Annotated in this window: 30 protein-coding genes; 11 read left to right on the top strand and 19 right to left on the bottom strand. The window is 69.9% G+C overall.

The features are described 5' to 3' along the window. Positions 1-10: 10 nt before the first annotated feature. The gene (locus M6444_RS03230; RefSeq protein WP_298323104.1) at positions 11-871 is read left to right on the top strand and encodes a hypothetical protein; all 861 of its coding nucleotides are present in this window, start codon (positions 11-13) and stop codon (positions 869-871) included. 12 nt (positions 872-883) lie between these two features. Here the strand turns inward: M6444_RS03230 and M6444_RS03235 are convergent, their stop codons facing one another. Beyond that, positions 884-1,474 (bottom strand): hypothetical protein, encoded by a 591-nt coding sequence (locus M6444_RS03235; protein WP_298323106.1) that lies wholly within the window; start codon positions 1,472-1,474, stop codon positions 884-886. Positions 1,475-1,651: 177 nt separating this feature from the next. Beyond that, on the bottom strand, positions 1,652-2,908 hold the full coding sequence (locus M6444_RS03240; protein WP_298323107.1) for an aminotransferase class III-fold pyridoxal phosphate-dependent enzyme: 1,257 nt from the start codon (positions 2,906-2,908) through the stop codon (positions 1,652-1,654). 90 nt (positions 2,909-2,998) lie between these two features. Between M6444_RS03240 and M6444_RS03245 the strand changes: the two genes are divergently transcribed. Beyond that, positions 2,999-4,462: an NAD-dependent succinate-semialdehyde dehydrogenase gene (locus M6444_RS03245; RefSeq protein WP_298323109.1), complete on the top strand. Its 1,464-nt coding sequence runs from the start codon at positions 2,999-3,001 to the stop codon at positions 4,460-4,462. On the opposite strand, the gene M6444_RS03250 is transcribed toward M6444_RS03245, so the two are convergent. Genes M6444_RS03250 through M6444_RS03260 form a run of 3 tightly spaced genes read right to left on the bottom strand, consistent with a single transcriptional unit; the run spans position 4,438 to position 6,655 of the window. Continuing rightward, positions 4,438-5,121, bottom strand: a complete 684-nt coding sequence (locus tag M6444_RS03250; RefSeq protein ID WP_298323111.1) for a GntR family transcriptional regulator — start codon at positions 5,119-5,121, stop codon at positions 4,438-4,440. The genes M6444_RS03245 and M6444_RS03250 overlap by 25 nt on opposite strands. Continuing rightward, complete coding sequence (locus tag M6444_RS03255) at positions 5,121-5,870, bottom strand: hypothetical protein (protein ID WP_298323113.1); 750 nt, start codon at positions 5,868-5,870, stop codon at positions 5,121-5,123. Before M6444_RS03255 ends, M6444_RS03250 begins: the two co-directional genes overlap by 1 nt. 38 nt (positions 5,871-5,908) lie before the next feature. Further along, positions 5,909-6,655, bottom strand: a complete 747-nt coding sequence (locus M6444_RS03260; protein WP_298323115.1) for a hypothetical protein — start codon at positions 6,653-6,655, stop codon at positions 5,909-5,911. A 94-nt stretch (positions 6,656-6,749) separates the two neighbouring features. On the opposite strand from M6444_RS03260, the gene M6444_RS03265 reads away from it, so the two are divergent. After that, positions 6,750-7,733, top strand: a complete 984-nt coding sequence (locus tag M6444_RS03265) for a D-2-hydroxyacid dehydrogenase (RefSeq protein ID WP_298323118.1) — start codon at positions 6,750-6,752, stop codon at positions 7,731-7,733. Beyond that, a complete protein-coding gene (locus M6444_RS03270) occupies positions 7,730-9,103 on the top strand; it encodes an amidase (protein ID WP_298323120.1) in 1,374 nt (457 codons plus the stop codon). Before M6444_RS03265 ends, M6444_RS03270 begins: the two co-directional genes overlap by 4 nt. Positions 9,104-9,113: 10 nt before the next feature. Here M6444_RS03270 and M6444_RS03275 read toward each other — a convergent pair whose 3' ends face one another. The 5 genes from M6444_RS03275 to purD all read right to left on the bottom strand — a co-directional run bounded on the left by M6444_RS03275 (position 9,114) and on the right by purD (position 12,726). Then, on the bottom strand, positions 9,114-9,593 hold the full coding sequence (locus M6444_RS03275; RefSeq protein WP_298323122.1) for a DUF3180 domain-containing protein: 480 nt from the start codon (positions 9,591-9,593) through the stop codon (positions 9,114-9,116). An 18-nt stretch (positions 9,594-9,611) separates the two neighbouring features. After that, a complete protein-coding gene (gene folK, locus M6444_RS03280; protein ID WP_298323125.1) occupies positions 9,612-10,178 on the bottom strand; it encodes a 2-amino-4-hydroxy-6-hydroxymethyldihydropteridine diphosphokinase in 567 nt (188 codons plus the stop codon). Beyond that, positions 10,175-10,537 (bottom strand): dihydroneopterin aldolase, encoded by a 363-nt coding sequence (folB, locus tag M6444_RS03285; RefSeq protein WP_298323126.1) that lies wholly within the window; start codon positions 10,535-10,537, stop codon positions 10,175-10,177. The genes folK and folB overlap by 4 nt, the downstream gene beginning before the upstream one ends. A 63-nt stretch (positions 10,538-10,600) precedes the next feature. Next, complete coding sequence (folP, locus tag M6444_RS03290) at positions 10,601-11,491, bottom strand: dihydropteroate synthase (protein ID WP_298323128.1); 891 nt, start codon at positions 11,489-11,491, stop codon at positions 10,601-10,603. Next, positions 11,488-12,726 carry a phosphoribosylamine--glycine ligase gene (purD, locus tag M6444_RS03295; protein ID WP_298323132.1) on the bottom strand — a complete coding sequence of 413 codons (1,239 nt, stop codon included), beginning with the start codon at positions 12,724-12,726 and terminating at the stop codon, positions 11,488-11,490. The genes folP and purD overlap by 4 nt, the downstream gene beginning before the upstream one ends. Positions 12,727-12,804: 78 nt before the next feature. Between purD and M6444_RS03300 the strand changes: the two genes are divergently transcribed. Next, positions 12,805-13,578 (top strand): tyrosine-protein phosphatase, encoded by a 774-nt coding sequence (locus M6444_RS03300; RefSeq protein ID WP_298323135.1) that lies wholly within the window; start codon positions 12,805-12,807, stop codon positions 13,576-13,578. Here M6444_RS03300 and M6444_RS03305 read toward each other — a convergent pair. Beyond that, the gene (locus tag M6444_RS03305) at positions 13,571-14,176 is read right to left on the bottom strand and encodes a GNAT family protein (RefSeq protein WP_298323138.1); all 606 of its coding nucleotides are present in this window, start codon (positions 14,174-14,176) and stop codon (positions 13,571-13,573) included. The genes M6444_RS03300 and M6444_RS03305 overlap by 8 nt on opposite strands. A gap of 44 nt (positions 14,177-14,220) precedes the next feature. On the opposite strand from M6444_RS03305, the gene M6444_RS03310 reads away from it, so the two are divergent. Next, positions 14,221-14,841 carry a GNAT family N-acetyltransferase gene (locus M6444_RS03310; RefSeq protein ID WP_298323141.1) on the top strand — a complete coding sequence of 207 codons (621 nt, stop codon included), beginning with the start codon at positions 14,221-14,223 and terminating at the stop codon, positions 14,839-14,841. 22 nt (positions 14,842-14,863) lie between these two features. On the opposite strand, the gene M6444_RS03315 is transcribed toward M6444_RS03310, so the two are convergent. The 3 genes from M6444_RS03315 to fbaA form a co-directional block, all read right to left on the bottom strand. Beyond that, positions 14,864-16,150 (bottom strand): adenylosuccinate synthase, encoded by a 1,287-nt coding sequence (locus M6444_RS03315; protein WP_298323144.1) that lies wholly within the window; start codon positions 16,148-16,150, stop codon positions 14,864-14,866. Between the two features lie 88 nt (positions 16,151-16,238). Beyond that, positions 16,239-16,652 carry a DUF3151 domain-containing protein gene (locus M6444_RS03320; protein WP_298323147.1) on the bottom strand — a complete coding sequence of 138 codons (414 nt, stop codon included), beginning with the start codon at positions 16,650-16,652 and terminating at the stop codon, positions 16,239-16,241. After that, complete coding sequence (gene fbaA / locus M6444_RS03325) at positions 16,649-17,671, bottom strand: class II fructose-bisphosphate aldolase (RefSeq protein ID WP_298323149.1); 1,023 nt, start codon at positions 17,669-17,671, stop codon at positions 16,649-16,651. The genes M6444_RS03320 and fbaA overlap by 4 nt, the downstream gene beginning before the upstream one ends. A 216-nt stretch (positions 17,672-17,887) precedes the next feature. Between fbaA and M6444_RS03330 the strand changes: the two genes are divergently transcribed. Then, a complete protein-coding gene (locus M6444_RS03330; RefSeq protein WP_298323152.1) occupies positions 17,888-18,154 on the top strand; it encodes an HPr family phosphocarrier protein in 267 nt (88 codons plus the stop codon). A 1-nt stretch (position 18,155) separates the two neighbouring features. Here M6444_RS03330 and ptsP read toward each other — a convergent pair whose 3' ends face one another. Genes ptsP through M6444_RS03345 form a run of 3 tightly spaced genes read right to left on the bottom strand, consistent with a single transcriptional unit; the run spans position 18,156 to position 21,952 of the window. Next, the gene (gene ptsP / locus M6444_RS03335) at positions 18,156-19,820 is read right to left on the bottom strand and encodes a phosphoenolpyruvate--protein phosphotransferase (RefSeq protein WP_298323155.1); all 1,665 of its coding nucleotides are present in this window, start codon (positions 19,818-19,820) and stop codon (positions 18,156-18,158) included. Further along, positions 19,817-21,187 carry a PTS transporter subunit EIIC gene (locus M6444_RS03340; RefSeq protein WP_298323158.1) on the bottom strand — a complete coding sequence of 457 codons (1,371 nt, stop codon included), beginning with the start codon at positions 21,185-21,187 and terminating at the stop codon, positions 19,817-19,819. The genes ptsP and M6444_RS03340 overlap by 4 nt, the downstream gene beginning before the upstream one ends. 9 nt (positions 21,188-21,196) lie before the next feature. Then, positions 21,197-21,952, bottom strand: a complete 756-nt coding sequence (locus M6444_RS03345; RefSeq protein ID WP_298323161.1) for a GntR family transcriptional regulator — start codon at positions 21,950-21,952, stop codon at positions 21,197-21,199. A 181-nt stretch (positions 21,953-22,133) separates the two neighbouring features. Between M6444_RS03345 and M6444_RS03350 the strand changes: the two genes are divergently transcribed. Genes M6444_RS03350 through M6444_RS03365 form a run of 4 tightly spaced genes read left to right on the top strand, consistent with a single transcriptional unit; the run spans position 22,134 to position 24,727 of the window. After that, complete coding sequence (locus tag M6444_RS03350; protein ID WP_298323164.1) at positions 22,134-22,904, top strand: GntR family transcriptional regulator; 771 nt, start codon at positions 22,134-22,136, stop codon at positions 22,902-22,904. 11 nt (positions 22,905-22,915) lie between these two features. Then, positions 22,916-23,956: an SIS domain-containing protein gene (locus M6444_RS03355; RefSeq protein WP_363326221.1), complete on the top strand. Its 1,041-nt coding sequence runs from the start codon at positions 22,916-22,918 to the stop codon at positions 23,954-23,956. Positions 23,957-24,014: 58 nt separating this feature from the next. Next, entirely contained in the window at positions 24,015-24,245 is a 231-nt protein-coding gene (locus M6444_RS03360; protein WP_298323170.1) for a glucose PTS transporter subunit EIIB, read from the top strand. Continuing rightward, entirely contained in the window at positions 24,242-24,727 is a 486-nt protein-coding gene (locus M6444_RS03365) for a PTS glucose transporter subunit IIA (RefSeq protein ID WP_298323174.1), read from the top strand. The genes M6444_RS03360 and M6444_RS03365 overlap by 4 nt, the downstream gene beginning before the upstream one ends. Here the strand turns inward: M6444_RS03365 and M6444_RS03370 are convergent, their stop codons facing one another. Continuing rightward, positions 24,728-25,330 (bottom strand): DUF4262 domain-containing protein, encoded by a 603-nt coding sequence (locus tag M6444_RS03370; RefSeq protein WP_298323178.1) that lies wholly within the window; start codon positions 25,328-25,330, stop codon positions 24,728-24,730. A 68-nt stretch (positions 25,331-25,398) separates the two neighbouring features. Continuing rightward, positions 25,399-26,115, bottom strand: coding sequence for an ABC transporter permease subunit (locus M6444_RS03375; RefSeq protein ID WP_298323181.1), 717 nt, complete (start codon positions 26,113-26,115; stop codon positions 25,399-25,401). Between the last annotated feature and the right edge of the window lie 13 nt (positions 26,116-26,128).

Below are 26,128 nucleotides of genomic sequence, written 5' to 3' on the forward strand. Positions count from 1 at the left end.
CGTCACGGTCATGGCCACCAGAATCCGCCCGAGCAATGTCGTCACCGTCCTGTTCACCGTCGCGGCTACGCTCGCCGTCCCCACGGCACAGGCCTCACCGGCAACGTCGGCCCACGACGCCGAGTGCGGGGCAGCCCGGCTCGAGGCCGGCGTCGTCGGCTACGGCTGCGCCGACGAGCGCGTCGGCTCCGGCCGAAGGGCCGATCCCACGTGCGAGATCAGCGCGCCGGCGCGGTACTGCATCGGCGACCTCGCGTGCTGGACGGCCCTGCCCTCACCGATCCCCGAGTCGGCCTGGCCGACACCGGCGCCGGCTCCCGACGCGGTGTGGACCTACCGGTTCTGCGCCGCACCCGGGCAGGGCTACCGGCCCTACTTCCACTGGCACCTGCCGCGCACCGAAGAATCGTGGCAGGCCGCCGGGCACCTGGCCGCGCCCGACTTCACGCTGCGCAGCAACCCGCCGGGGCTGTCGGTGGTGAATCTGGCGACGTGGTTCTGGGCCGACGGCGTGGACGACGCGACGATCCGCGGCACGTCGGCGGCCGGGCTCGTCGTCGTCGGCACACCGGCGCACATCGAGCTCGATCCCGGTGACGGCAGCCCGACGCTGCGCTGCGCATGGAGCTATACCGCATCGGATCGGTGTACGCACACCTACCGGCACGCCTCCACCGATGGCCCGGTCACGGATCCGAAGGGACGGCCGGCGTTTCGCGCGCGGGCACGGTTGGTGTACACGTTGCAGGCCCGTCGCGACGGACACGCGGTCGACCTGCCCGGACTGCCCGACGAACTGCGCGGCGCGTGGTCGCCCGCGCCCATCGCCGTCGCTGAGGTGCAGACCGTCACGACCCGTGGCCGTGGCTGAAGTTCGGGACGCTCAGGCGCTGCGTTCCTCGGGCTCGGCCGGGTCAGTGGCGTCGGACGCCGGCTGCTGCGGCTCGGGCAACAGGTCGCTGTTCTTGTCTTCCCACTTGATCAGGTCGACGACCGTGGGCGCTTCGCTGAGGTCGGGCCACAGGTCGTTCCACTCCGCGCCCTCGGCCAACCGCGCCAGTTCGTTGCTCGGTGTGGAGGCACCAGGACGAGCGCTGCGGGCTGCGGCGATCTCGGCCTCGAGGGTGTCGAGGCGCGCGCGCATGACGTCGATGCGCTCGGAGGCGACATCGAGCAGGCCGACCATGTGGTCGGTGAACTCGCGGTGCTCCTCGGAGTAGCGGGCATGGGCCTCGGAGTACTCGGCGGCCTGTTCGGCCCGTACGGTGGCCACCTCGACGCGCAACCGTCTTTCCAGTCGCAGGATGAACCCGCCGAGCACGGCGGAGATCAGCGCTCCGGCACCGGCCGCGAGTCGCGGCCATGGCCCCTCGGTGACGAACGCGACCGCGACGAGCGCGACCGCCAGGACGGGGGCGAACACTGCCAGGACGCGAACGGCGTTCAGGCGACGACGGTGACGGACGGAGGCCATGGGCGTCACCGTACCTTCTTGTACGGCACGAAACGGACGTCACACGCCGGGGCCGCGTCGGCGTTTCGCCGAACTCGGGTCGTCAGGCCCCCGACTCCGACGACGCCGCCGTGAGGATCTCGCCGCCTTGGTCAGTCACCAGCACGGTGTCGGACAATGCCGGCCGGCATGCCGATGTCAGCCGGCCGTGGCCGAGCGCAGCGCGCGTTCCCAGGCCTCGAGGCCCTCCTGTACCTGGGCGGGACTGACGATCAGCGGCGGGATCATTCGCACGACGTTGCCCCACGCGCCGCACATCAGCAGCAGCAGGCCGTTCTCGTGCGCGGCCGCCTGGGCTCGCTGCGCGGTCGCGGCGTCGGGTTCGCCGTCGGCGGTGACGAACTCGCACCCGACCATCAGGCCGAGTCCGCGCACGTCGCCGATGCCCGGGTGATCGCTCGCCAGGCGCTGCAGGCCGGTGAACAGCTCGGCCCCCATGGCAGCGGCGTTGTCGACGAGCTTCTCGTCCTCGATGACGTCCACCGTGGCCAGCGCCGCCGCGCACGCCACGGCGTTGCCGCCGTACGTGCCGCCTTGCGACCCGGGCCAGGCCTTCGCCATCAGCTCCTCACGAGCTGCGATGAGCGAGAGCGGGAAACCGCTGGCCAGACCCTTGGCGCTGACGAGGATGTCGGGCGTGACACCGAAATGCTCGTGCCCCCAGTACGTGCCCGTGCGGCCCCACCCGGTCTGCACCTCGTCGACGATCAGCAGGATGCCGTGCCGGTCGGCACGTTCGCGCAGACCCTGCAGGAAGCCGGGCGTCGCCGGGATGTAGCCGCCTTCGCCGAGCACGGGCTCGACGATGAACGCCGCGGTCTCCTGCGGTGCGGTGACCGTATTGAGCAGGTAGTCCAGCTCTCGCAGCGCGAACTCGGTGGCGGTGTCCTCGTCCCAGCCGTAGCGGAAGGCGGTGGGGAACGGCGCCACGGCCACGCCGCCCATGAGTGGGGAGAGGCCGGCGCGGAACTTCAGCCCCGAGGTCGTCATGGAGGCTGCGCCGAAGGTGCGGCCGTGGAACGAGCCGTGGAAGACGACGACATTGGGCCGCCCGGTGGCGTGGCGGGCCAGGCGCAGGGCCGCCTCGACCGACTCGCTGCCGGAGTTCATGAAGAACAGGGAGTCCAGACCAGCAGGCAACACGTCACCCAGCCGCTCGGCCAAACGCAGGAGGGGCCGGTGCATGACGGTGGTGTACTGCCCGTGGATCAACGTGGCCACCTGTTGCTGCGCGGCCTCGACCACCCGCGGATGGCAGTGTCCGGTGCTCGTGACGCCGATGCCGGCGGTGAAGTCGAGGTACCGGGTGCCGTCCTCAGCGTAGAGATAGCAGCCCTCGCCACGAGCCGCCAGGACCGGCGTCGCCTGCTTGAGCAGTGGGGACAAGGTCGCCATGGCAACTCCCGTTCGCATCTGATTGTTAGATTGTCGACAATCCCACTCTAAGCCTCCCTACGGTCTCGACGCGAGGGGTAGTTTCGACCCATGACGACAACCAACCCGGACATCGTGTCCGCTGTGCCGACTCGTCTGCTCATCGGCGGCCAGTGGCGCGACGCGACCGAAACGGCGACGATGCCGGTCGAGGATCCCTCCACCGGCTCGACCCTGTGCGACGTGGCCGACGCCTCCCCGGCCGACGCGATGACGGCGCTCGACGCCGCCGTGGCCGCCCAGGAGTCCTGGGCCGCGCACCCGCCCCGGCAGCGCAGCGAGATCTTGTACCGCGGGTATCGCGCCCTGCTCGATCGCCAGGACGAGCTGGCCCGGCTGATGACGCTCGAGATGGGCAAGCCGCTGGCGGAGTCGAAGGGCGAGGTCGCCTACGCAGCGGAGTTCCTGCGGTGGTTCTCCGAGGAAGCCGTGCGCATCGACGGCGGCTACGCCACGGCACCGGACGGCAAGAGCCGGTTCCTGGTGATGCGTCGTCCCGTCGGCCCGTGCCTGCTCATCACCCCGTGGAACTTCCCGATGGCCATGGGTGCCCGGAAGATCGGGCCCGCCATCGCCGCCGGCTGCACGATGGTGATCAAGCCGGCGCCGCAGACCCCGCTGTCCATGCTGGCCTTGGCCGAGATCCTTCAGGAGGCCGGGCTGCCGGACGGTGTCCTCAACGTCGTCACGACCTCCCGGGCCGGCGAGGTCGTGGAACCGTTGCTGCGCGATCCCCGCACCCGCAAGCTGTCGTTCACCGGCTCGACCGCCGTGGGACGTATCTTGCTCGAGCAGTCGGCGCAGAACGTCATCCGTACGTCGATGGAGCTGGGCGGCAATGCCCCGTTCATCGTGTTCGACGACGCCGACCTCGACCGCGCCGTCGAGGGCGCGATGCAGGCGAAGATGCGCAACATCGGCGAAGCGTGCACCGCGGCGAACCGGCTCTACGTGCACGCCTCGGTCGCCAGCGAATTCACCGCTCGTCTGACCGCGCGGATGAGCGAGTTGCGGGTGGGCCGCGGCGTCGACGACGGCGTTCAGGTCGGCCCGCTGATCGACGAGGCCGGCCGCTCCAAGGTGCAGCGGCTGGTGGACGATGCCGTCGCCCGCGGCGCGAAGGTCGAGGTCGGCGGCGCCCCGCTGCCGGGACCCGGCTACTTCTATCCGCCGACGGTACTGACCGGCGTGGCCACGGACGCCGAGATGCACCACAACGAGATCTTCGGCCCGGTCGCACCGGTGACGACGTTCGAGACCGAGGACGAAGTCGTCACAGCGGCCAACGCCACGCCGTTCGGGCTCGTCTCGTACGTGTACACGCGAGATCTCGACCGCGCCCTACGGCTCAGCGAGGCGCTCGAGACGGGGATGCTCGGCATCAACCAGGGCATCGTGTCGACCCCGGCGGCGCCGTTCGGCGGAGTCAAGCAGTCGGGACTCGGGCGCGAAGGCGGCCGGGTGGGCATCGAGGAGTTCCTCGAGATCACCTACGTCAACATCGGCTTGGGCTGATTGTCCGAGACCAGCCGAGCCAGCGCGTCGTCCATGTGAGCGGTGATGATTTCGTCGAGGCGTTGTGCATCGCGCGACCGCAGCGCCTCGACGATGCCCCGGTGCTCGTCGACGACCCCCTCGGGGCGCTGGTACGTGCGCTCCAGCTCGGCCATGCACATCCGGGTTTCGACCAGCAGCGTCTGATGCATCCGGCGCAGCCGCGGGCTCTGCGCGAGGTCGACCAGGACCTCGTGGAAGGCGAGGTCCGCGTCACTGAGGGCGCGCAGGTCCGGGCCGTCAGCGGCCTCGACCATCTGGCGTAGCGGTTCGTGCAGCGCCGCGACGGCTTTGTCGGTGTCACGCTGCAGGATCGCTCGCACGGCCGCACGCTCGATGGCCGACCTGGCGAGGTAGACGTCGCGGATGTCGTCGTCGTCGAGCTCGATGACGAACAGTCCGCGGTTCGGTTCGCTGCGGACGATGCCTTCTTGCACCAGGCGTTGCATGGCCTCGCGCAACGGGCCCCGGCTCACCTTGAGCTGCGCGGCCAGGGCCGCCTCACCCAACTGGGCACCCGGCGGCAGGGTGCCGTACATGATGGCCGTGCGCAGCTCGCGCGCGATGTAGCTCGCTGTGGACTCCCGCGCGACCGGAGAGATCTCACCGCGCCGGCTCATCACCGCTGTCCCTGTGGCGTCACGTACACAGCCTCCCGGAACAGCCTACCGAGTCCCGGGCGCGAGGATGCCGCCCCGACCAGGCGCAAAGCCTCCCAGACCGTCACCTGGTTCGCCGTCAGGACCGTCTTGCCGACGTGCTCCTCCAGGTCGTCCAGCCAGGCGACGCTGTGCAGGGCCGTGTCGGGCATGAGCACCGCCTGCGCGTCCGGGTGATCGTAGGAGCGCGCCAGCGCGAAGACCTCGTCACGGCCGAGCCGGCCGACTTCGGCGGCGGTGATGATGCCGTGGCTGGACATGCCGACGACGTCGACGCCCGCGGCGGCGAGGAACTGCACGAATCGCTGAGCAACGTCGTCGGGGTAGGTGGCGGCCACGGCGACGGAGGTCAGCCCCAGGGCCTGCGCGGCCCGCGCGAAGGCCAGCGACGTGCTGGACACCGGCACACCGAGGATGGCCTCCACGCCCGCTGCCTGCTCGTGCGCGCCCTCCCAACCGAACACGAAACTGCCGCTGGTGCAGGCCCACATGACGGCGTCGGGATCGTGGCGGCGCAGCGCCTCGGCCCCTTCGGCCAGCCGCTCCGGCCGGCCGAGGTCGAGCAGCGCATCGACCCGGTGAGCATCCTCACCCACCGACGTGTGCACCAGCGGCACGGCGACGTCGCCGAGGCGCTGCTCGATGGCCGGATAGTCGTCCTCGGCCGAATGACCCGGGTACAGCATTCCGAGCGTGGCAGTGACAGCCATGTGCAATCCCATGAGATCGATACAGAAATTGTCGACAATCATACCGTGTCGAGCACGGCCTGGCCCGGCCCGACGGCAGCCAGGCCGATGTCGCGCAGTGCTCCCCACGCGGTGACCTGATTGGCCGTCAGTACCGGCTTGCCCAGCTCCTGCTCGAGCGAGGCGATGAGGTCGTAGGTGGGCAAGTTGGTGCAACTGACGAAGATCGCCTCGGCCTCCGGGCGATCGGCGTCCTTGATCAGCCGGTACGTCGTCGAGTAGGGCACGGTCCAGATCCGTCCTTGCAGGCCCAACTGCTCGGTGGCCACCGTCTGCACGCCGGCGGCGTCGAGGAAGCCCAGCAGCGCGTCGGTGACCTCCCGGACGTACGGCGTCGCGATGCCGATGCGCTGCACCCCCAGCGCCTCCAACGCGGCGAGCAAGGCGCCCGACGTCGTCACTGCCGCGGCACCGGCGGCCGCGCGGATGGTCTCACGCAGGTGCAACTCGCCGTCGATGCCGTGCACAAAGCTGCCCGACGTACACGCATAGGCGATCACCTGGGGTTCGCTGGCCATCAGGCTGCGCGCGGCCGCGACGATCTCCGCGTCGCCGCTGACCTGGTCGGCCTGCTCGACACTGACCGGCCCGTCGACGAACGGCGTCCGAGTGATGCGCAGCGACACCTGACTCGGCACCCAGCGCCAGAGCTCCCGGTCGAGAACGAAGTCGTACGGAGCGATGACCCCGACACCGAACTGCGCGGGTGGGCCGGGCGGGCCGGCATAGCCTTCCGGGATCGTCAACGCGACTCCTCGTAGATTGTTGACAATCTGCTAGCGCCTTTCTACCGTGAAGTCGGCGTCCACGTCGAGGTATCCGGCTAGGAGAAGGACGGCGATGTCCACCCCCACATGGCCCACCGTCGTGGTGCTGTACGCCGACCAGCGCCCACCAGGTATGCACGCGGTCGAGAAGCACGCGAACGTGCGGTACGTGACCGTCAAGCAGCTCTCGCACGCCCTGCGCGGCGCCGACGTGCTATTCGTGTGGGACTTCCTCTCCGAGGCACTGCGCGACGCCTGGCCGGCGGCCACCGACCTGCGCTGGGTGCACATCGCCTCGGCCGGGGTGGACCGGCTGCTGTTTCCCGAACTGGTGGACAGCGACGTCGTGGTGACCAATTCGCGCGGCGTCTTCGAGCGGCCGATCGCCGAATACGTCCTGGCCACCGTCCTCGCCTTCGCCAAGGATCTGGCGATGACGTGGAGCCTGCAGGTGCGGCGCACCTGGCACCATCGCGAGACCGAACGAGTCCAGGACACTCACGCGCTCGTCCTGGGAACCGGGCCCATCGGCCGTGAGATCGCCCGGCTGCTGTCGTGCGTCGGCATCCGCGTGGCCGGGGTCGGACGCACGGCACGCACCGGTGACCCCGACTTCGGTGTCGTGCACGCCTGCTCCGAACTCGGTGAGGTGGTCGGTGCCGCGGACACGCTCGTCATAGCCGCTCCGCTGACCGAGAGCACGCGCGGGCTCATCGATGCCACCGTGCTGGGCCGGATGAAGCCCACGGCCCGGCTCATCAACGTCGGCCGCGGGCCCATCGTCGACACCGACGCCGTCCTCGAGGCGCTGCGGTCCGGGCGGATCGCCGGCGCGGCGCTCGACGTCTTCCCCGAAGAGCCGCTGCCGGCCGACCATCCGCTGTGGACCACCCCCGGCGCGGTCATCTCACCGCACATGTCCGGTGACGTCGTGGGCTGGCTCGACACTCTGGCTGACCTGTTCGTGGCGGCGTTCGACCGCTGGCGGCGCGACGAGCCGTTGCCGAACGTCGTCGACAAGCATCTCGGCTACGTCCCCACGGAGAGTGCCTCATGACCGAACCGGCCGACCTCAGCGCCGTCGACCTCCTGCGTGCCTATCGCGCCGGACAGTTGTCGCCCGTGGAGGCGACCCAAGCCGTCCTGCAGCGTATCGACGACACGAACCCGGAGCTCAACGCGTTCTGCCTGGTCGATCACGAACGCGCGCTGGCCGCCGCGCGCGAATCGGAGCACCGGTGGCACCGCGGCGAGCCGGTGGGACTGCTGGACGGCGTGCCCACGTCGATCAAAGACCTCGTTCTCACCGCGGGGTGGCCGACGCTGCGCGGCTCGCACCTGATCGACCCCGACCAGTCGTGGGACGAAGATGCACCGGCCACCGCCCGGCTGCGTGAGCACGGCGCGGTCCTGGTCGGCAAGACGACCTCGCCGGAGTTCGGCTGGAAAGGGGTCACCGACAGTCCCCTGCACGGCGTCACCGGCAACCCGTGGAACCCGCAGCGCACCGCGGGCGGCTCGAGCGGCGGCAGCGCAGCGGCCGTCGCGCGCGGCATGGGGCCGCTGTCCATCGGCACCGACGGCGGCGGTTCCATCCGCATCCCGGCCGGGTTCTCCGGCATCTTCGGGATCAAGCCCACGTACGGCCGGGTCCCGCACCATCCGGCCAGTCCGTTCGGCACGCTGGCCCACGTCGGCCCGATGACCCGCACGGTCGCCGACGCCGCGCTCATGTTGGACGTGCTCGCGCTGCCGGATCCGCGGGACTGGTCGGCGCTGCCGCCGACCACCGTGGAGTTCCGCACCGCGATCGAGACGCCGATCGAAGGCCTGCGCATCGCCTACAGCCCCGACCTCGGCTACGTCGACGTCGACCCCGAAGTCGCCGACGCCGTGCGGCGTGCGGTGGACGTCCTGGTGCGCCTGGGCGCCGAGGTCGAGCAGGTGGACCCGGGATTCACCGACCCGGTGGAGGCCTACGAGGCGCTGTGGTTCAGCGGCGCCGCCAAGGTCGTGTCGGCCTTCGGCGAGTCCGCCGTCGAGAAGATCGATCCCGGCCTGGCCGCCGGCGTCGCTCGTGGCCGCGACCTCACCGCGTCGGACTACCTGGATGCCACCGCTGTCCGAGTCGAGCTGGGCCGACGGATGGGCCTGTTCCATCAGCGTTTCGACCTGCTGGTGACGCCGGCCCTGCCGATACCGGCCTTCGAGGCAGGACATGACGTCCCGCCCGGTTCGTCGCACCGGGAGTGGACCGGGTGGACGCCGTTCAGCTACCCGTTCAACCTCACCCAGCAACCAGCGGCGAGCGTGCCGTGCGGCTTCACCTCAGACGGGCTGCCGATCGGTCTGCAGGTCGTGGGTCCGCGCCACGCCGACGCCACCGTCCTCGCCGCCTGCCACGCCTACGAACGGGCGCGGTCCTGATCAGCCGCGGCTAGCCTTTCGCGCCGTTCACACCGTTCTCGTCGGTGTCATCGGGTGGGACGACACACGCACGTTCCAGCCGGATCGCCGCGGTCGTCATCGCCACCGCGCACACGACCACCCCGGCCGCCAGGATCGCGCGTTCGCGGCCCATCGGCGATTGCAGCATCGTGAGCGCCAGGGCGCCCAGGCCGGCGTAGAGGCCCGTGGCCACCGCGCCGAAATACGCCATGGCCTTGGCCAGGGCCACCGCCCGAGCCACCCGCAGTGGATCGATGCACCGGTAGTAGCGGCGTTCTTCGATCCACTGCCGCACGGCGCGCGCCCCGGCGAACGCACCGATGGACAGGAACAGCAACAGGAACGGCAGCACCCAGGGAATGGGCGGCAACGCTCCGGACCACACGTCGATGATCTGGCTGAGCGACCAGCCGATCGGGGTGGCGATGAGTGCGGTCCACACCAGGGTGCTGACCTTGGTCTTCTGCACGGGACGACGGAGCCGGAGTCAGCTCGGGAACTCCAGCCGCTCCTCCAGGCGGCGCACCCCGGTGGCGTCGACGCCAGAGCTCAGGTCGATCACCCGGCCCAGGCCGGGCACGTGAAAGTCGGGATCGACGTCGGCCCACGGAATGAGCACGAACGCCCGCTCGGCCAGCCGCGGATGCGGGACGGTCAGGTCTTCGTCGTCGGCGGTGACGTCGCCGACGGCCAGGACGTCGATGTCCAGCGTGCGCGGGCCGTTGGGCACCTCGCGGGTGCGGCCGTACGCGCTCTCGGTGGACTGGGCACGTTCCATCAGCGAACGCGGTGACAGGGTGGTGTCGACGACCAGCACGGCGTTGTAGAAGTTCGGCTGGTCCTCCGGGCCGCCAACGGGTTGCGACTCGTACACCGGCGACACGGCGACCGGGACGATCTCGGAGGAGTCGGTCAGTGTGTCGACAGCGGCTTGCAGATAGTCCAGTCGGTCGCCGACGTTGCTGCCGAGGGCGAACGCCGTCCGGCGTAACGGACGCAGATCGCCGGTCAGCGTGTCGGCGTCGACGACGTTGGGGTTTGGCACATTGGTCACGTTCGAGCCCTTCGAATCGTCACGGTCACATCACCGAACGGCACCGGCACTGGCGCCTCCGGCTTGTGCACGGTCACTTCGACATCCTCGACTCTGGGTTCATCCAGGCAGAGGTCTGCTACGCGCTGGGCGAGAGTCTCGACCAGGCGGACCGGCTCCCCCGAGACGAGATCGACCACCCGTTCGGCCAGACTGCCATAGTCAACCGTTTCGGTCAGGTCGTCGCTCTCGGCCGCCGCACGAGTGTCGACGCCGAGAGAGACGTCGACAATGAACGTCTGGCCGTTGTCCCGCTCGTGCGGGAACCAGCCATGATGTCCACGCGCGGTCAGACCACGCAGCTCTATACGGTCGGGCACGCCACGACCCTAGTCCCAGCACCGTCGATGTGGCTTCCCCCGGGTCGGTGGTCTTCGCCACGATCATCGGCCCGCCTTCTGGTATTCCTCGCCCAGACGCGCGGCGACATGCACGGCGTCGAGCGTGGCCGGGACCGTGTGCACCCGGACACACCAGGCCCGATCCAGCGCCGCCGGTACCGTCAACGCGTCGGTGGCCGCGTCGCGCCCCGCCGGCGGGCGCCGTTCGCCCGTGCGCGGGTCCGACAGCAGGACGCCGAGGAAGGTCTTTCTCGACGCCGCGAGCAGGACCGGGAAATCCATCGCCACAATCTCGCGCATCCGGCCCAGCAAGGTCCAGTTGTGGTCCCACGTCTTGGCGAAGCCGAGACCGGGATCGATCGCGATCCGGTCCGGCCGCACGCCCGCCGCGACGGCGGCGTCGATCCGGGGCCGCAGCTCGGCGATGACGTCGGTCACGACGTCGTCGTACCTGGTCAGCTCCTGCATCCGGTCGGAGTGACCACGCCAGTGCATCAGCACGATCGGGACCTCCGCCGCGGCCACGACGTCGAGCATGTTCGGGTCGGCCAAGCCGCCGGACACGTCGTTGACCAGGCGCGCTCCGGCCGCCAGAGCCTGCTCGGCGACGGTGGCGCGCATCGTGTCGATCGAGACGACGGCGCCCGCGGCGGCCAGTTCACGCACGACCGGGATGACCCGGCGGAGCTCCTCGTCGACCGAGGGCCGCTGCGCGCCTGGCCGGGTGGACTCGCCGCCCACGTCGACCAGGTCGGCGCCCTCGGCCACGAGTTGCAGCCCGTGGGCGATCGCGTCGGAGGTCTCGAACCAAGAACCGCCGTCGGAGAAGGAGTCCGGGGTCACGTTCACCACGCCCATGACCAGCATGCGCGGAGGCTGCGGCAGATCGGCGACATAGCGCGCCGGACGTCCGCAGCTGGCCGGATCCGTCATCGTGGCACCGCGATGTCGCGTCGGTGGTGGCTGCCGTCGAGCTGGATGTGGCCGACTGCCTCGTAGGCGCGAGAGCGAGCGTCGCGCTGATCGCGGCCGACCCCGGTGACCGAGAGCACCCGGCCCCCGCTCGAGACCAGCACGCCGTCGCTGTCGATGCGGGTGCCGGCGTGCAGAACCTCGACGCCTTCGACGGCGGCGGCCTTGTCGAGGCCGCCGATCTGGTCGCCGAGACGAGTCGCCTGCGGATATCCGTGCGCGGCGATCACCACGGTGACGGCCGCGCCGTCGTGCCAGATGGGTCGCGGGTGTTGGGCGAGGGTGCCGGTGGCTGCTGCCCGCAGCAGCCCGCCGAGCCCCGAGCGGAGCCGGGCCAGGACGGCTTGGGTCTCGGGATCGCCGAATCGGGCGTTGAATTCCACGACCCGGATGCCCCGCGACGTCAGGGCCAGCCCGGCGTAGAGCAGGCCGGCGAACGGTGTGCCGCGGCGGTGCATCTCGGCCACGGTGGGCTGGATCACCCGGTCCATCACGTCGTCGACGAAGCCGTCGGGCAGCCAGGGCAACGGGCTGTAGGCGCCCATGCCGCCGGTGTTCGGGCCCTGATCGTCGTCGTAGGCGCGCTTGTAGTCCTGGGCGGGGGCCAGCGGGACGGCGGCCATGCCGTCGGTGACGCAGAACAACGAGACCTCGGGACCGTCGAGGAACTCCTCGATGACGACCCGGCCGCACGCCTCGGCATGCTGCACCGCGATCGCGCGGTCCTCGGTGACCACGACGCCCTTGCCAGCGGCCAGGCCGTCGTCCTTGACCACGAACGGCGCACCGAACCGGTCCAGTGCATCCGCCACCTCCGCGGGCGTGTCGCAGACCACCGCCATCGCCGTCGGCACACCGGCCGCGGCCATGACCTCCTTGGCGAAGGCCTTGGAACCTTCGAGCCGGGCGGCCCGCGCCGAAGGGCCGAAGCAGGCGATGCCCCGCGCGCGGACGGCGTCGGACGCGCCGGCCACCAGCGGCGCCTCCGGTCCGATGACCACGAGATCGGCATCGAGGCGGGCGGCGAGATCGGCGACCGCCTCGTCCCGGTCGACCTTGACGGGGTGGACGGGGACCTCAGCGGCGATACCGGCGTTGCCCGGCGCGGCATGCACCTCGGCGACCTCGGGATCGCGCAGCAAGCAGCGAACGAGCGCATGCTCGCGGGCGCCGGAACCGATGACGAGTACCTTCACGGCCGCCGAGCCTATCGGGCATCGCGGCGCGCCGAAGGCGGTCGGGGGCTGTCGGTGGGACTGATTATGGTGAGGACGATGACACAGCGTTGGATCGACCTCATCGGTGCCGTCAACGTCCGCGACCTCGGTGGCCTGCCCACGACCGACGGCGGCACGACCCGGTTCGGGCGGGTTCTGCGCTCGGACAACCTGCAGAGTTTGACCGCTCACGACGTCGACCGGCTGACCGGCGCCCTCGGCGTCACCGACGTCGTCGACCTGCGCACCACCGTCGAGGTCGTCTCCGAAGGGCCAGGCCCGCTCACGCACGAGCCCTCGGTGACGGTCCACCATCTGTCGCTGTATCCGGAAGTCGGCGAACGAACCGATGTGCAGGCCGACCCGCTGTTGCCGTGGAACACCGAGGACGGCGTCAAGATCTGGGAGTCCGCGGGCGTCTACTACACCAACTATCTGCGTCATCGACCCGCCAACGTGGTCGCCGCGCTGCGCACCATGGCCTACGGCGCCGGAGCCACCATCGCCCACTGTGCCGCGGGCAAAGACCGTACCGGCGTGGTCTGTGCGTTGGCTCTGTCCGTCGCGGGCGTCGAGCGCGACGCGATCGTCGACGACTACGCCCAGAGCGGCGAGCGCATCGAGCAGATCATCGGCCGGCTCAAGGCCTCGCCCACCTACGCTCCCGACCTCGACGACCGGCCCGCCTCCAGTCAGCGCCCGAACGCGCAGGACATGCACACCTTCCTGCGCCACGTCGACGCCGATTTCGGCGGCGCACTCACCTGGCTGCGCCAGCACGGCTGGACCGCCGCCGACACCGACGCGCTGCGCGCGCGGCTGGTCAGCTGACGGCTCGGTCCGCGGTCAGCGCCGCGGTCAGGCGGTCGCGGACCGGCGGCCACTCGCCGGCGAGGATCGAGTAGTAGACGGTGTCGCGCCAGCTTCCGTCTGGCCGCCGGATGTGGTGGCGCAAGGCGCCCTCACGCACGGCGCCCAAGCGCTCGATCGCCCGCTGGGAGCGGGTGTTGAGGTGGTCGGTCTTCAGCGCCACCCGTTCGAGGCCGAGCGTGTCGAAGGCGTGGCCGAGCACGAGCAGCTTGGTCGCGGTGTTGACCTCGGTCCGCCACCAGGCCGGACCGATCCAGGTCGAGCCCAGCTCGACCCGCAGGTTGGTTTCGTCGATGTCGAGGAAGGACGTGGAGCCGACGATCCGGCCGTCGGCGCGTCGCCGGATCGCCCACGGCACGACCTGCCCGGTGCGGCCGCGTTGCACGATCTGCGCCACCGCGTCGGCCAGTCCGGCCGGGCCTGGAGTCCACGTGGTCAGCCACCGGAACAACTCGTCGGGGTCGGATACGGCGGCATCCAGCTCCGGCGTGTGCGCCTCGGTGAGCGGCTCGAGGCGTACCCAGGCGTTGTCCAGCGTGACGGCAGTGATGGCGACCATCGGGTCATCATGGCAGCCCGGCCGATTGCGTAGCATGGCCGTCCGTGACCCGCAGCGCCCCGACTTCACTCATCCGCCCGTATCGGCCCGGCGATGACGACGCGCTCTACGACATCTGCTTGCGCACCGGGGACAGCGGCGAGGACGCCACCCATCGCTACACCGATCCCCGCCTGATCGGCGAATTGTTCGTGGGGCCGTACCTGCGCTTCGAACCGGAGTTGGCGTTCGTCATCGAGGAGTCCGGCCAGGTCCTGGGCTACATCCTCGGCGCACGCGACACCCGCGCCTTCGAGGCGGCGTGTGAGCAGCACTGGTGGCCGCCACTGCGCCGGCGCTACCCGCTCGACGCGTTCCCGTCCGACTCCGCCGACGCGTCGCTGGTGAATCACATCCACCGGCCCGGCCGCGCAGACGACGACGTGGTGGCCGACTACCCGGCGCACCTACACATCGACCTGTTGCCACCGGCGCAGGGCCGTGGCCTCGGGCGGGCCCTGATGCAGCGGCTGCTGGCGGCGTTGCGCGAGGCCGGTGCTCCCGGCGTGCATCTCGGTGTCGGCGCGGCGAACGAGCGCGCCGTGGGCTTCTACACCCGCCTCGGGTTCGAGGTGTTGAAACGTCCGCCACGCGCGCTGGTCATGGGCCGGTCCACGGCGATGTGACCGAGCCTGTCGGCACGGCCGGTCACCGGATGAGGTCGCGCACCGCCACGATCTGGTCGCGGCCCGGGCCGACGCCCACCGCCGAGATCGGCGCCCCGCACATCTGCTCGACGGTCTCGACGTAGCGCCGCGCGGCTGCGGGCAGGTCGCTGAGCGTGCGGGCCTCGGTGATGTCCTCATGCCAGCCCTCGAGGTACTCGAAGATCGGCACCGCGTGGTGGAACTCGGTCTGGGTCAGCGGCATCTCGTCGTGGCGGACGCCGTCGATCTCATAGCCCACGCAGACCGGTACCGGGTCGTAGCCGGTGAGGACGTCGAGCTTGGTCAGCACAAAATCGGTGGTCCCGTTGACCCGCACCGCATAGCGGCCGATGACGGTGTCGAGCCAGCCGCACCGGCGCGGCCGCCCGGTCGTCGTCCCGAACTCGCCACCGGCCTTGCGCAGCCGATCGCCTTCCTCGCCGTGCAACTCGGTGGGGAACGGCCCTTCGCCGACGCGGGTCGTGTAGGCCTTCATGACGGTGATCACGCTGTCGATGCGCGTCGGCGGGATGGCCGACCCCGTGCACGCTCCGCCGGAGGTCGCATTCGACGAGGTCACGAACGGGTAGGTGCCGTGGTCGACATCCAACAAGGTGGCCTGGCCGGCTTCGAGAAGGACGGTCTCGCCGGCGTCGAGCGCCTTGGCCAGCAGCAGCCCGGTGTCGGTGACCATGGGGCGCAGCCGGTCGGCATAGCTCATCAGCTCGTCCACGACCTCGTCCACGCTCACCGCGCGACGGTTGTAGACCTTGACCAACAGCTGGTTCTTCTGGTCCAGTGCGCCTTCGACCTTCTGCCGCAGGATCTTCTCGTCGAACAGGTCCTGCACCCGAAGGCCCACCCGGGCCATCTTGTCCGCGTAGGTCGGGCCGATGCCCCGGCCGGTGGTGCCGATCTTGCGCTTGCCGAGGAAACGCTCGGTGACCTTGTCGAGTACGCGGTTGTACGACGGGATCAAGTGCGCATTCGCACTGATGACCAGCGACGACACGTCGACGCCGCGAGCGTCGAGCGCCTCCAGCTCGTCGAACAGGACACCGAGATCGATGACGACACCGTTACCCACGACCGGCGTCACCCCGGGGGTGAGGATGCCGGACGGCAGCAGGTGCAGGGCGTAGGTCTCGTCACCGATGACGACCGTGTGCCCGGCGTTGTTGCCGCCGTTGAACTTCACGACGTAGTCGAGGTGGCCGCCGATGAGATCGGTGGCTTTGCCTTTGCCTTCGTCGCCCCATTGGGCTCCGACCAAGACGATCGCGGGCATGGTGAGACACCCCTAGTGAACGGATGGTGAGCGGGTGGTGAGCGAACTGCGGCCGCTGCAGAGGCTACCTGATGGGCCGGCGGCGAGGTCAGCTCAGCTCGGTGGCCGCCGTCGGGCTGGAATCACGCAGGAACTGCGCACACCGGGTGGCCTCGTCGGACTCGCCGATGGCCTCAGCTGCCCGCCCCAACGCGAACAAGGCCCGAAGGAAGCCACGGTTCGGTTCGTGTTCCCACGGCACCGGGCCATGCCCCTTCCAGCCCGCCCGCCGAAGCTGGTCGAGGCCGCGATGGTAACCGGTACGGGCGTAGGCGTACGACGTGACGGCGTCGCCGGCAGCAAACGCCCGGTCCGCGAGCTCGGCCCAGGCCAGTGACGACTCGGGGTGAGACGCGGCGACGGTGGCCGGATCGACCCCCGCCGCCAGCGCCTCATGCGGTTCCGGATCGTCGGGCAGCCGCGTCTCCGGTGGCTCGCCGAGTAGGTTCTGACCTACGGTCACGACATCCGCTTTCCGGCCGAGCGCAGCTGCTGCGCCGCCTCGACGACCCGCTGCGACAGGCCGGCCTCGGCCAGCTTGCCCCAGGTGCGCGGGTCGTAGGTCTTCTTGTTGCCGACCTCGCCGTCGATCTTCAGCACGCCGTCATAGTTCTTGAACATGTGGTCGACGACCGGACGGGTGAAGGCGTACTGGGTGTCGGTGTCGATGTTCATCTTGACCACGCCGTAGTCGACCGCGGCGGAGATCTCCTCCTCGCTGGAACCGCTACCGCCGTGGAAGACCAGGTTGAACGGCTTGTCCTGGCCGACTCGCTCACCGACCGCCTGCTGAATGTCACGCAGGATCTCCGGGCGCAGCTTGACGTTGCCCGGCTTGTACACCCCGTGCACGTTGCCGAAGGTCAGCGCGGTCAGGTAGGTGCCGTGCTCGCCCGTGCCCAGCGCCTCGGCGGTGGCCAGGCCGTCCTCGACCGTCGTGTAGAGCTTCTCGTTGATCTCGTGGGCCACGCCGTCCTCTTCGCCGCCGACGACGCCGACCTCGATCTCGAGGAGCGTCTTGGCCTCGGCGGACAGCGCGAGCAGCTCACGCGCGAGCTTCAGGTTCTCATCGAGCGGCACCGCGGAGCCGTCCCACATGTGCGAGCCGAACAGTGGATTCTCACCCGCCTTGACCCGCTCGGTGGACGCCGCGAGCAGTGGCTTCACCCACTTTTCGACGGCATCGACGGGAGCGTGGTCGGTGTGCAGCGCGATCTGCACGTCGTAGCTCTTGGCCACTTCGTGCGCGAACGCGGCGAAGGCGATGGCCCCGCGCACCCGGTCTTTGACTGTGGGACCGGAGAGGTACTCCGCACCGCCGGTGGAGATCTGGATGATGCCGTCGCTCTCGGCGTCGGCGAAGCCGCGCAATGCCGCGTTGAGGGTCTGCGACGACGTGACGTTGATGGCGGGATACGCGAACGAGCCTGCCTTGGCCCGGGCGATCATCTCGGCGTAAACCTCGGGATTGGCGATGGGCATGAAAGCTCCGTTTCGTTCTACGGCAGCAGGCCGACTGTTCTGGATCGCGTCCCACGTCGGCGGGGAACGGTCGTGTCACTCACCAGTATCACCGCGACGGCGCGCGCATGCGAATGCGGGACACTGGAGACCCTGGAACTGCTACAGCCGTCGATTGATGACGCGGCAAGCGATAGCCTAGACTCAAGATCACCACTCTTCCCCTGGGGGCACCCTGTGCCAGAGCGCCGCACTGTCGTCGCGAGCAAGGCCGGACTCCATGCCCGGCCTGCCGCCGTGTTCGTCAAAGCCGCCGCCGAGCAGCCCACGGCGGTGAGTATCCGTAAGCCCGACGGCGACCCCGTCGACGCGTCCAGCATCCTGTCGATCATGACCCTCGGCGTCGAACAGGGTGACGAAGTCATCCTCTCGGCTGAAGGCGAGCACGCGGACGAGGCCCTCGACGCTCTCGTCGAGCTGCTGGAGCGCGACCTCGACGAGTGACTCACAGGCCGAGCTCCTCCAGGACCGGCAGCTGTGAGCGCACCTCGGCGCGCGCCGCTCGCGCGTCCGCGGCCTCCAGCGCTACCTCGGCGAGCCGCCCGCACTCCTCCCGAGACACCGACAGCAGCACCTCGGCCACGTCCGGAATCGCCCGCGCAGTCATGGACAGGCTGGTGACCCCGAGACCCACCAGGACCACCGCGAGCGCCGGGTCGGCGGCAGCTTCCCCGCACACGCCCACCGGCCGGTCGTGCCGCTCGCCCGCCTCGGCGGTGCGGCCGACGAGCTGGAGCGCCGCGGGTTGCCAGGGGTCGTTCAGCTCGGCCAGCTCACCGTGCAGCCGATCCGCGGCCATCGTGTACTGCGTCAGGTCGTTGGTGCCGATGCTGACGAACGACACGTGCCGCATGAGCAACTCCGCCCGCAGGGCGGCGGCCGGCACCTCCACCATGATCCCGGGCGTGTCCAAGCCGTGGCGGCCCACCGCGGCGGCGAACGACTCGGCTTCGTCGGGCGTGGCCACCATCGGAGCCATCACCCACACGTCGGCAGAGCTGCGCCCTGCGGCCACGGCGATCGCTTCGAGCTGGTGTTCCAAGACCTCCGGATGCGCCACGACGGTCCGGTAACCGCGCACGCCGAGCGCGGGGTTGGCCTCGGAGGTGTCGGTGAGGAACGGCAGCGGCTTGTCCGCCCCGGCGTCCAAGGTGCGGACCACCACTTTGCGTCCCGCGAACGGCTCGAGGACCGCGGCATACTGCTCGGCCTGGTGGTCGACGTCCGGCTCGGTGGTGCGGCCCAGGAAGCAGAACTCGGTCCGGAACAGCCCGATGCCCTCGGCCCCGGCTTCAGCTGCGGCGACAGCGCCGGCCGGGTCGCCGACGTTGGCGAGCAGCTGCACCCGGTGCCCGTCGCTGGTCCGGCCGGTTCCGTCGAAGTGCCGCTGCCGCTGCCGCGCCGCCTGGACCTGACGGACTTTCTGCTCGGGCGGGTCCGGCTCGACGGTACCGGCGGCGCCGTCGACGAGAACGACCGTGGACTCGGCGATGTCGAGCACGCCGGACGCGGCGACCACCGCCGGCAGACCCAGCGATCGGGCCAGGATCGCCGTGTGCGAGGTCGGCCCGCCTTCGGCGGTGACCAGGGCCACGCACGTCGCCGGGTCCAACGTCGCGGTGTCGGCGGGCGCGAGGTCGCGGGCGGCCAGGACGAACGATTCGGATCTCACTGGCACGCCCGGCGCGGGCAGGCCGCTGAGCTGCGCGATGATGCGGTCTCGGACATCAGCGACGTCGCGGACTCGCTCGGCCATGTAGCCGCCGAGCGACTCGAGCATGGCCGCGACTTCTTCGGCTGCTTCCCACACCGCGCGGGTCGCGGCCGTCCCCGCGGCGACCCGCTTCTGCGCCGCGGCCAGCAACGTCGGGTCGGCGGCCATCAGCGCCGTGGCCTCGAGGACCGCCTGCCCGTCGCCGTGCGCCCGCGCGGCTTTGGCGTCGAGGTCCTGCCGGACCTGCTCGGTCGCCGTCGCGATGCGCGCGGACTCGTGCTCACGGTCCGCGTCAGCCGGCAGCTCGGCGTCGGGCGGGGGCTCCGTGACCGGCTCAGGCATGTGAACCAGCGGCGCCACCGCCCGTCCCGGGCTCACACCTATACCGTTGATCATGAGCCCGCCGACGTCCCGCCGCGTTCGGCCGAGCTCTTCGCGCGCTCCTCCTGCACGATCTCGGCGGCCTCCTCACCGAGCGAGGCGCGCACTTCCTCGACGTCCTCTTCCCGCCCGGGCGTGCGCAGGTTCCACTTGGTGATGACCCATCTGAACAGGAAGTAGTACACGACGGCGTACCCGAGACCGATGACGATGAGCCACAACGGCCCCTCGGCGATCCGGAAGTTCAACGCCCAGTCGATGAAGCCGGCGGAGAACCCGAAGCCGTCGCGCAAGCCGAGGGCGTTGGTCAAGGCCAGCGCCGACCCGGTGAGCACCGCGTGGATGAAGTACAGCGGGAAGGCGACGAACAGGAACGAGAACTCCAGCGGCTCGGTGACCCCGGTGACGAACGACGTCACCGCGGCCGAAAGCATGATGCCGCCGACGACCTTCTTCTGCGCCGGGCGCGCGGTCTGCCAGATGGCCAGCGCCGCAGCCGGCAGCGCGAACATCATGATCGGGAAGAAGCCGGTCATGAACGTTCCCGCCGTGGGGTCGCCTTGCAGGAAGCGCTGGATGTCTCCGACGACGACCTCGCCCCCGGCCGCCTGGAACTCGCCCAGCTGGAACCACGGGAAGGCGTTGAGGATGTGGTGCAGCCCCATCGGGATGAGCAGCCGGTTGGTGAATCCGTAGAGCCCGCCGCCGACCACGTCGTTCTCGGTGACCCACTCGCCGAAGTTCGACAGCGCCCAGTCGAACGGCTTGTACACGAAGCTCATCAACACGGCGATGAACACCGCAGCAACGGCGGTGATGATCGGCACGAAGCGGCGTCCGCCGAAGAACGCGAGGTACGGCGGAAGCTTGATGCGATAGAACCGCTGCCACAGCATCGCCGCCGTCAGGCCGATGACGATGCCGCCGAGAACGCCGAAGTTGATCAGCTCCTGCTCGGCGCCTTCGGCCGGTTCACCCAGGATGTGCGGCGACATCACCTCGGTGACCCCGCTGAAGACCAGGTAGCCGACCACCCCGGCCAGCGCGGTCGAACCGTCGGCCTTCCGGGCGAACCCGATGGCCACACCCAGGGCGAACAGGAGCGGGAGGTGGTCGAATATCGCCCCACCGGCCGCACCGATGACCTCGGCTACCGGCTGCAACCAGCGCAGCGCCTCGTACTGGGCCAGACCGGCCGGCAGCCCCTCGGGTACCGTACCGGGCTCGCCGCCCAGCATGTCGTTGGAGCCCAGGCGCAACAGCAGCGCGGCAGCCGGGAGAACCGCGATCGGCAGCATCAGGCTGCGCCCGATCCGCTGCAGCACGGCTAGCCCTGGGAACCCCTTCTTCTCCGTCGTTGCCGTCGTACTAGCGGCGCTCATCGATTCTCCTCACATTCGTGCCGAGCCAGGACTGGCCGGTCCGGTGTGCAATGTGCGTTCCAGGGTCATGTGCACTTGATATCGATCCGCCCGATACCACGACGTGACGTGCTCCATCGGGCGTCCCGCGGCGAACGACGTCTTGCGAAACACCAGCAGCGGTGCTGCTGGCGGTACCCGCAGGAGCCGGGCGCGTAACGGGTCGGCCCCCTCGGCCCACACCGTCTGCGCCGCCGAGTCGAGAACACGCCCGTAGTCGTGGGCCAGAATCGAGTAGACCGAGCTGGTCAGGTCACGTTCGAGCAATCCCGGCAGCGGCGCGGCCGGTAGCCAGGAGACCTCGTGGGCCATCGGCGCGCCGTCGGCCGAGCGCAGCCGTTCGATCCGGAACGCGCGATCGGTGACGTCGAGGCCCAGAGCCGCGCGGGCCGGCGGCGGGGCGGCGGTCTCGTCGGCACCGAGCACGACCGTCGACGGCTTGTGCCCCCGGCGGCGCATGTCCTCGGTGAACGACGACAGATGCATCTGGGATTCGATGCTCGCTGCCGCCACGAAGGTCCCCTTGCCGCGCACCCGATAGAGCCGACCTTCGGACACCAGCCGGCCGATCGCCTCACGCACCGTGGCCCGGCTGACGTTGAACCGCTCCACGAGCTCGCGCTCGGACGGGACCGGCGAGTCCGGGACCAGCTCGCCCTCGATCAGCGCGAGCAGGATGTCGCGGAGCTGTCGGTGCTTGGGCACGGGGCCGTCGACCACGCTCACGGGGGCCTCTTTCAGCAGATAGATCGGCACTGGTCTAGATGTCTTGACCAGTTGGCCATACAATGTTGCCGCACACCGCTGTTGTCAAGTGGTGAGCGACAAGCGATCCCCGGCCGCCCCGGCCCCGACCCGTGTGAGCTTCGTGCTGCCTGTTCGCCGAACGACCCTCAAGCACCTCCAGGTGCGCGACTACCTCCGCGCCCTGGTGACCGGTGAGCTCAGCGCCGGCGACCCGGTGCCGTCGGAGCGGATGCTGTGCGAGCGCTTCGGCGTCTCGCGGATGACGGTACGGCAGGCGGTCGACGCGTTGGTCGTGGAAGGCCTGCTGGAACGGATCCAGGGTCGCGGCACCTTCGTCGCCCCACCCAAGGTCGATCTGCAGGTACGCCTGGCTTCGTTCACCGAAGAGATGGTCCGCCGCGGGATGACGGCCTCGGTGAAAGTGCTCACCGCCGAGACCGCCCCGGCCCCGCCGGACATCGCCGCAGCCTTGGACATCGCCGTCGGTGACACCGTGATCCACCTGTACCGACTGCGCTTCGCCGATGACGCACCGATGGCCGTGGAGCACACGTGGTTGCCGTCGGACCGGCTGCCCGCGTTCCTGGAGCACGGCGTGCCGTCTAGCGTGTATGTGGAGCTCGGCGAACGAGGCCTGACGCCCGACTGGGGCGAGGACACCATCGACGCCGGCGAAGCCGACGACGAGGAGGCCGAACTGCTGACCATCAAGCCGGGCAAACCCGTGCTGCGCATCACGCGCCGGGCCTTCACCGGCGACCAGGCCATCGAATACGCACAGTCGGCCTATCGTTCGGACCGGTACACCCTGTGGGTACCGGTCTCCAGGCCGAACGCGCCGGTCGTCCCCCGCAGGCGGACGACCACCCAGAACACCGACATCAATCCCAACACCACGCCCAACACCAAGCCCATCAGGAGTACTACGTGACCGAAACGACGATGGCTCGCGAGATCGCCGAACAGCCCGACGCCCTCGCCCGCACGATCGAATCGCTTCGGCCGTTGCGCTCCGACCTACGTTCGCTGGCCGACCAGCGCCGCGCGGTGCTGTTCGTCGCCCGCGGCTCGTCGGACAACGCCGCCGTCTACGGGCGCTACCTGGTGGAGGTGCACGCCGGGTTGCGGGGTGGGCTCTCGGCGCCGAGCGTCGCCACCCACTACCACGCCGACCTCGACCTGTCCGATGCCGTCGTGGTCTCAGTGTCGCAATCGGGCGAGACCGGCGAGATCATCGAGGCCCAACAGTGGGCGAGCGAGCACGGGGCCCGGACGATCGCCGTCACCAACGACGGCGACAGCGCCCTCGCGCAGGCAGCCGACCTCGCCATGATCACCCAGGCCGGTCGCGAGCTCGCGGTTCCGGCCACGAAGTCGTACACGGCGCAGCTGGCGGCCATGGCGGTGCTCGCTGACGCCTTGTCACCGAAGCCCGGCTCGCTCGATGCCGACCTCGACCGGGTGCCGGGCGAGGTGCAGCGCCTCATCGACGGACGTGCCGGTGTCGATGAGGCCGCCGAACGGCTGGCCTCGACTCCGGACGTGCTCGTCAGCGGCCGCGGCATCACCTTCGGCACTGCGCTGGAAGCGGCGTTGAAGCTGGAAGAGACCTGCCTGCGGCCGGTACGCGGCCTGTCCTACGCCGACCTGCGGCACGGACCGATCGCGGTGGTGGACGACGAGCACGTGGCCTTGCTGGTCTCGGCCGCCGATGGTCCGATGGTGGCGGGGCTCACCGAGCTGGCCCACGACCTGCGCCGACGGGGCGCTGCGGCGACAGTGGGTATCGGTGGCGACAGTACGTTCGCCGCCGCCGTGGATGTCGCCGTGGCCGGCCCGGATCTGCCCGAACTGGTCTCGCCGCTGGCCCTGGTCGTGCCCGCCCAGCTGACCGTGGAGGCCCTGGCCCGTCGACTCGGCTTGAACCCGGACGCTCCGCGCGGGCTGTCCAAGGTCACCCAGACCGACACCGCGCCCGAGTAACTCGACCGGTCGTCGACCGGGCAAACCACCGCGACCACAGCGACCACAGGGAGGACACATGGACAAGGCCGAGCAGATCCTGGCGGCTCTGGGTGGGACCGACAACATCGTCGAGATCGAGCCCTGCGCGACCCGCCTGCGCACCGAGGTGCACAACTCGTCTCTGGTGGACGAGAAGGCACTCAAGGCCGCCGGTGCCTTCGGGGTGATCACCTCCGGCAGCGTCGTCCAGGTCGTCGTAGGCCCGGAAGCCGACACCATCGCCACCGACATCGAGGACCTGATGTGACAACCGGCTCGGAGGCGCCCACACCGGTGCTCGACGTCATCGCTCCGACGGCAGGCCAGGTGATCGACCTGGCCGACGTGCCGGACCCGGTGTTCAGCGCGGCTCTGGTGGGGCCAGGAGCGGCGATAGACCCCGAGCGCAGCGCGAACACCCAGGCGCTGGCGCCGGTGACCGGCACGCTGGTCAAGCTGCATCCGCACGCGTTCATCATCCGCACGTCGGACGGCGCGGGGATCTTGACGCACCTGGGCATCGACACCGTCCAGCTCAACGGCGACGGGTTCCAGCTGCACGCGGCCGAAGGCGACGAGGTCGCCGCTGGCGCGGTGATCGTCAGCTGGGACCCGGCAACCGTCGAAACCGGCGGACGTTCCCCGATCGTGCCGGTGATCGCGCTGGACGCCAGCACCGAGGCACTGACCGTACGGCACGAACCCGGCCCGATCAAAGCCGGAGACGTGCTGTTTCAGTGGTCGCGCTGATCAAGCCCGGCCGAAGGACTGCGGCAACGGCTGCAAGCCCGGCGGCGGATCGTAGCCCGGTTCCCACGGGAATCGGCCCCATCGGTCGTCCCAGACGCACTGCAGGGCCGGCACGGGATCGTCCTGCCGACGTTCGTAGAAGCGCTGGGCCGAGATCAGCACCGGCAGGTCGCCATCGTCGCGAAACGGGAACAGGTGAATCCGGTGCGGCCAATTGTCGAACGTCTGCAGCTCGCCGGGCACCAGCATGTGGCCTCGACGCACCCGTTCACCGAGTTCGTTGAGCACGCCCGCGGCGCTGTCGTCGTGCATGCCGTAGATCAGCAGCTCCGGGTGCCCGAACCCGAACAGCCCGATGGTGTACGCGAACGGCGGAGAAACACCGCGCGGACGGCCACATGAGCACGACGGCGAACCCCAGCATCCATCGGCCAGGACCGATTGCACGGCCCACCCGAACGACCGGACGGTGTCGCGCATCCAGGCATCTTCTTGATCAAGCCACTGCTGGCGCTGAATCTCGGTCGTGATCGGCGGTTGACTCCGGGCCATGACGTCCTCCTCGAGGTAGATCCAACTACCCGTCAGACTAGAGGTCGCCACCGACAATCCATGCTTGCCAGAGAGATAGATCGATCACCCGTACGAGTGCGCGCGCTCGCGCTTCCGCCTCACTCCTCGCCGGCGAGCTTGAGCACCCGCAGGCGCTGGCCGGCGTACCAGGTGGCCAGGATCGTCACGGCGGCCAACAGCACGCCGGCCACAGCCAGACGTACGTCCGAGGACACCAAACCGGGCTCGGCGATCCGCTCGGCCACCGACAGCGCCCACTGCTGCACGCTGAGCGTCCGGGCGCCCGGCACGAAGCCGCCGATCAGGCTCTCCCAGATCAGCGCATAGGCCAGCCCGTACACCACCGCATGCCGGGTGACCACGGCCAGCAGCAGGAAGATCGCGCTGTAGGCCAGCGAGGCCACCAGCGCGGCCACGGCGAACCCGAGCGCGACACCGCTGGACAGACCGGACATGATCACCCCGGCCAGGAACGTCGGCACCGTGGCGAACACGATCGTGGCGACCACCGCCACGGCCAGCTTGCTCAACACGATGGACGGCCGCGGCACCGGCTTGGCCAGCAGGTAGATGATGGACCCGTCGTCGATCTCGGGGCCGATCACGCCGGTACCGACGATCAGCCCGAACAGCGGCACCATCGTGCCCAGCGCGACCGCGCCGAGGAAGTCCGCGCTCACCTGGTGGTCGACGCCGATGCTCAGGCGCAGCAAGACCGCCAGCGCCACCAGGATCACCGACAGGGTCAGCAGCAGCAGCGCTCGTCGTCCGCCGAACAGCGCTTTGCCGGTGAGCCTGGCTACCGTTGCGTTCATCGTGTGCGTCCTT

This window comes from Haloactinopolyspora sp., from assembly GCF_027324685.1.
GTDB lineage: Bacteria > Actinomycetota > Actinomycetes > Jiangellales > Jiangellaceae > Haloactinopolyspora.

What these genes read in the sequence shown, in the direction of transcription:
- M6444_RS03235 (WP_298323106.1), bottom strand. Translation starts at nt 1,474, where the DNA reads ATGGCCTCCGTCCGTCACCGTCGTCGCCTGAACGCCGTTCGCGTCCTG.
- M6444_RS03270 (WP_298323120.1), top strand. Translation starts at nt 7,730, where the DNA reads ATGACCGAACCGGCCGACCTCAGCGCCGTCGACCTCCTGCGTGCCTAT.
- ptsP (WP_298323155.1), bottom strand. Translation starts at nt 19,820, where the DNA reads ATGATCAACGGTATAGGTGTGAGCCCGGGACGGGCGGTGGCGCCGCTG.
- M6444_RS03360 (WP_298323170.1), top strand. Translation starts at nt 24,015, where the DNA reads ATGGACAAGGCCGAGCAGATCCTGGCGGCTCTGGGTGGGACCGACAAC.
- M6444_RS03315 (WP_298323144.1), bottom strand. Translation starts at nt 16,150, where the DNA reads ATGCCCGCGATCGTCTTGGTCGGAGCCCAATGGGGCGACGAAGGCAAA.
- M6444_RS03230 (WP_298323104.1), top strand. Translation starts at nt 11, where the DNA reads ATGGCCACCAGAATCCGCCCGAGCAATGTCGTCACCGTCCTGTTCACC.
- fbaA (WP_298323149.1), bottom strand. Translation starts at nt 17,671, where the DNA reads ATGCCCATCGCCAATCCCGAGGTTTACGCCGAGATGATCGCCCGGGCC.
- M6444_RS03355 (WP_363326221.1), top strand. Translation starts at nt 22,916, where the DNA reads ATGGCTCGCGAGATCGCCGAACAGCCCGACGCCCTCGCCCGCACGATC.
- M6444_RS03255 (WP_298323113.1), bottom strand. Translation starts at nt 5,870, where the DNA reads ATGGCTGTCACTGCCACGCTCGGAATGCTGTACCCGGGTCATTCGGCC.
- M6444_RS03240 (WP_298323107.1), bottom strand. Translation starts at nt 2,908, where the DNA reads ATGGCGACCTTGTCCCCACTGCTCAAGCAGGCGACGCCGGTCCTGGCG.
- M6444_RS03265 (WP_298323118.1), top strand. Translation starts at nt 6,750, where the DNA reads ATGTCCACCCCCACATGGCCCACCGTCGTGGTGCTGTACGCCGACCAG.
- M6444_RS03300 (WP_298323135.1), top strand. Translation starts at nt 12,805, where the DNA reads ATGACACAGCGTTGGATCGACCTCATCGGTGCCGTCAACGTCCGCGAC.
- M6444_RS03375 (WP_298323181.1), bottom strand. Translation starts at nt 26,115, where the DNA reads ATGAACGCAACGGTAGCCAGGCTCACCGGCAAAGCGCTGTTCGGCGGA.
- M6444_RS03245 (WP_298323109.1), top strand. Translation starts at nt 2,999, where the DNA reads ATGACGACAACCAACCCGGACATCGTGTCCGCTGTGCCGACTCGTCTG.
- M6444_RS03305 (WP_298323138.1), bottom strand. Translation starts at nt 14,176, where the DNA reads ATGGTCGCCATCACTGCCGTCACGCTGGACAACGCCTGGGTACGCCTC.
- M6444_RS03250 (WP_298323111.1), bottom strand. Translation starts at nt 5,121, where the DNA reads ATGAGCCGGCGCGGTGAGATCTCTCCGGTCGCGCGGGAGTCCACAGCG.
- folP (WP_298323128.1), bottom strand. Translation starts at nt 11,491, where the DNA reads ATGACGGATCCGGCCAGCTGCGGACGTCCGGCGCGCTATGTCGCCGAT.
- M6444_RS03340 (WP_298323158.1), bottom strand. Translation starts at nt 21,187, where the DNA reads ATGAGCGCCGCTAGTACGACGGCAACGACGGAGAAGAAGGGGTTCCCA.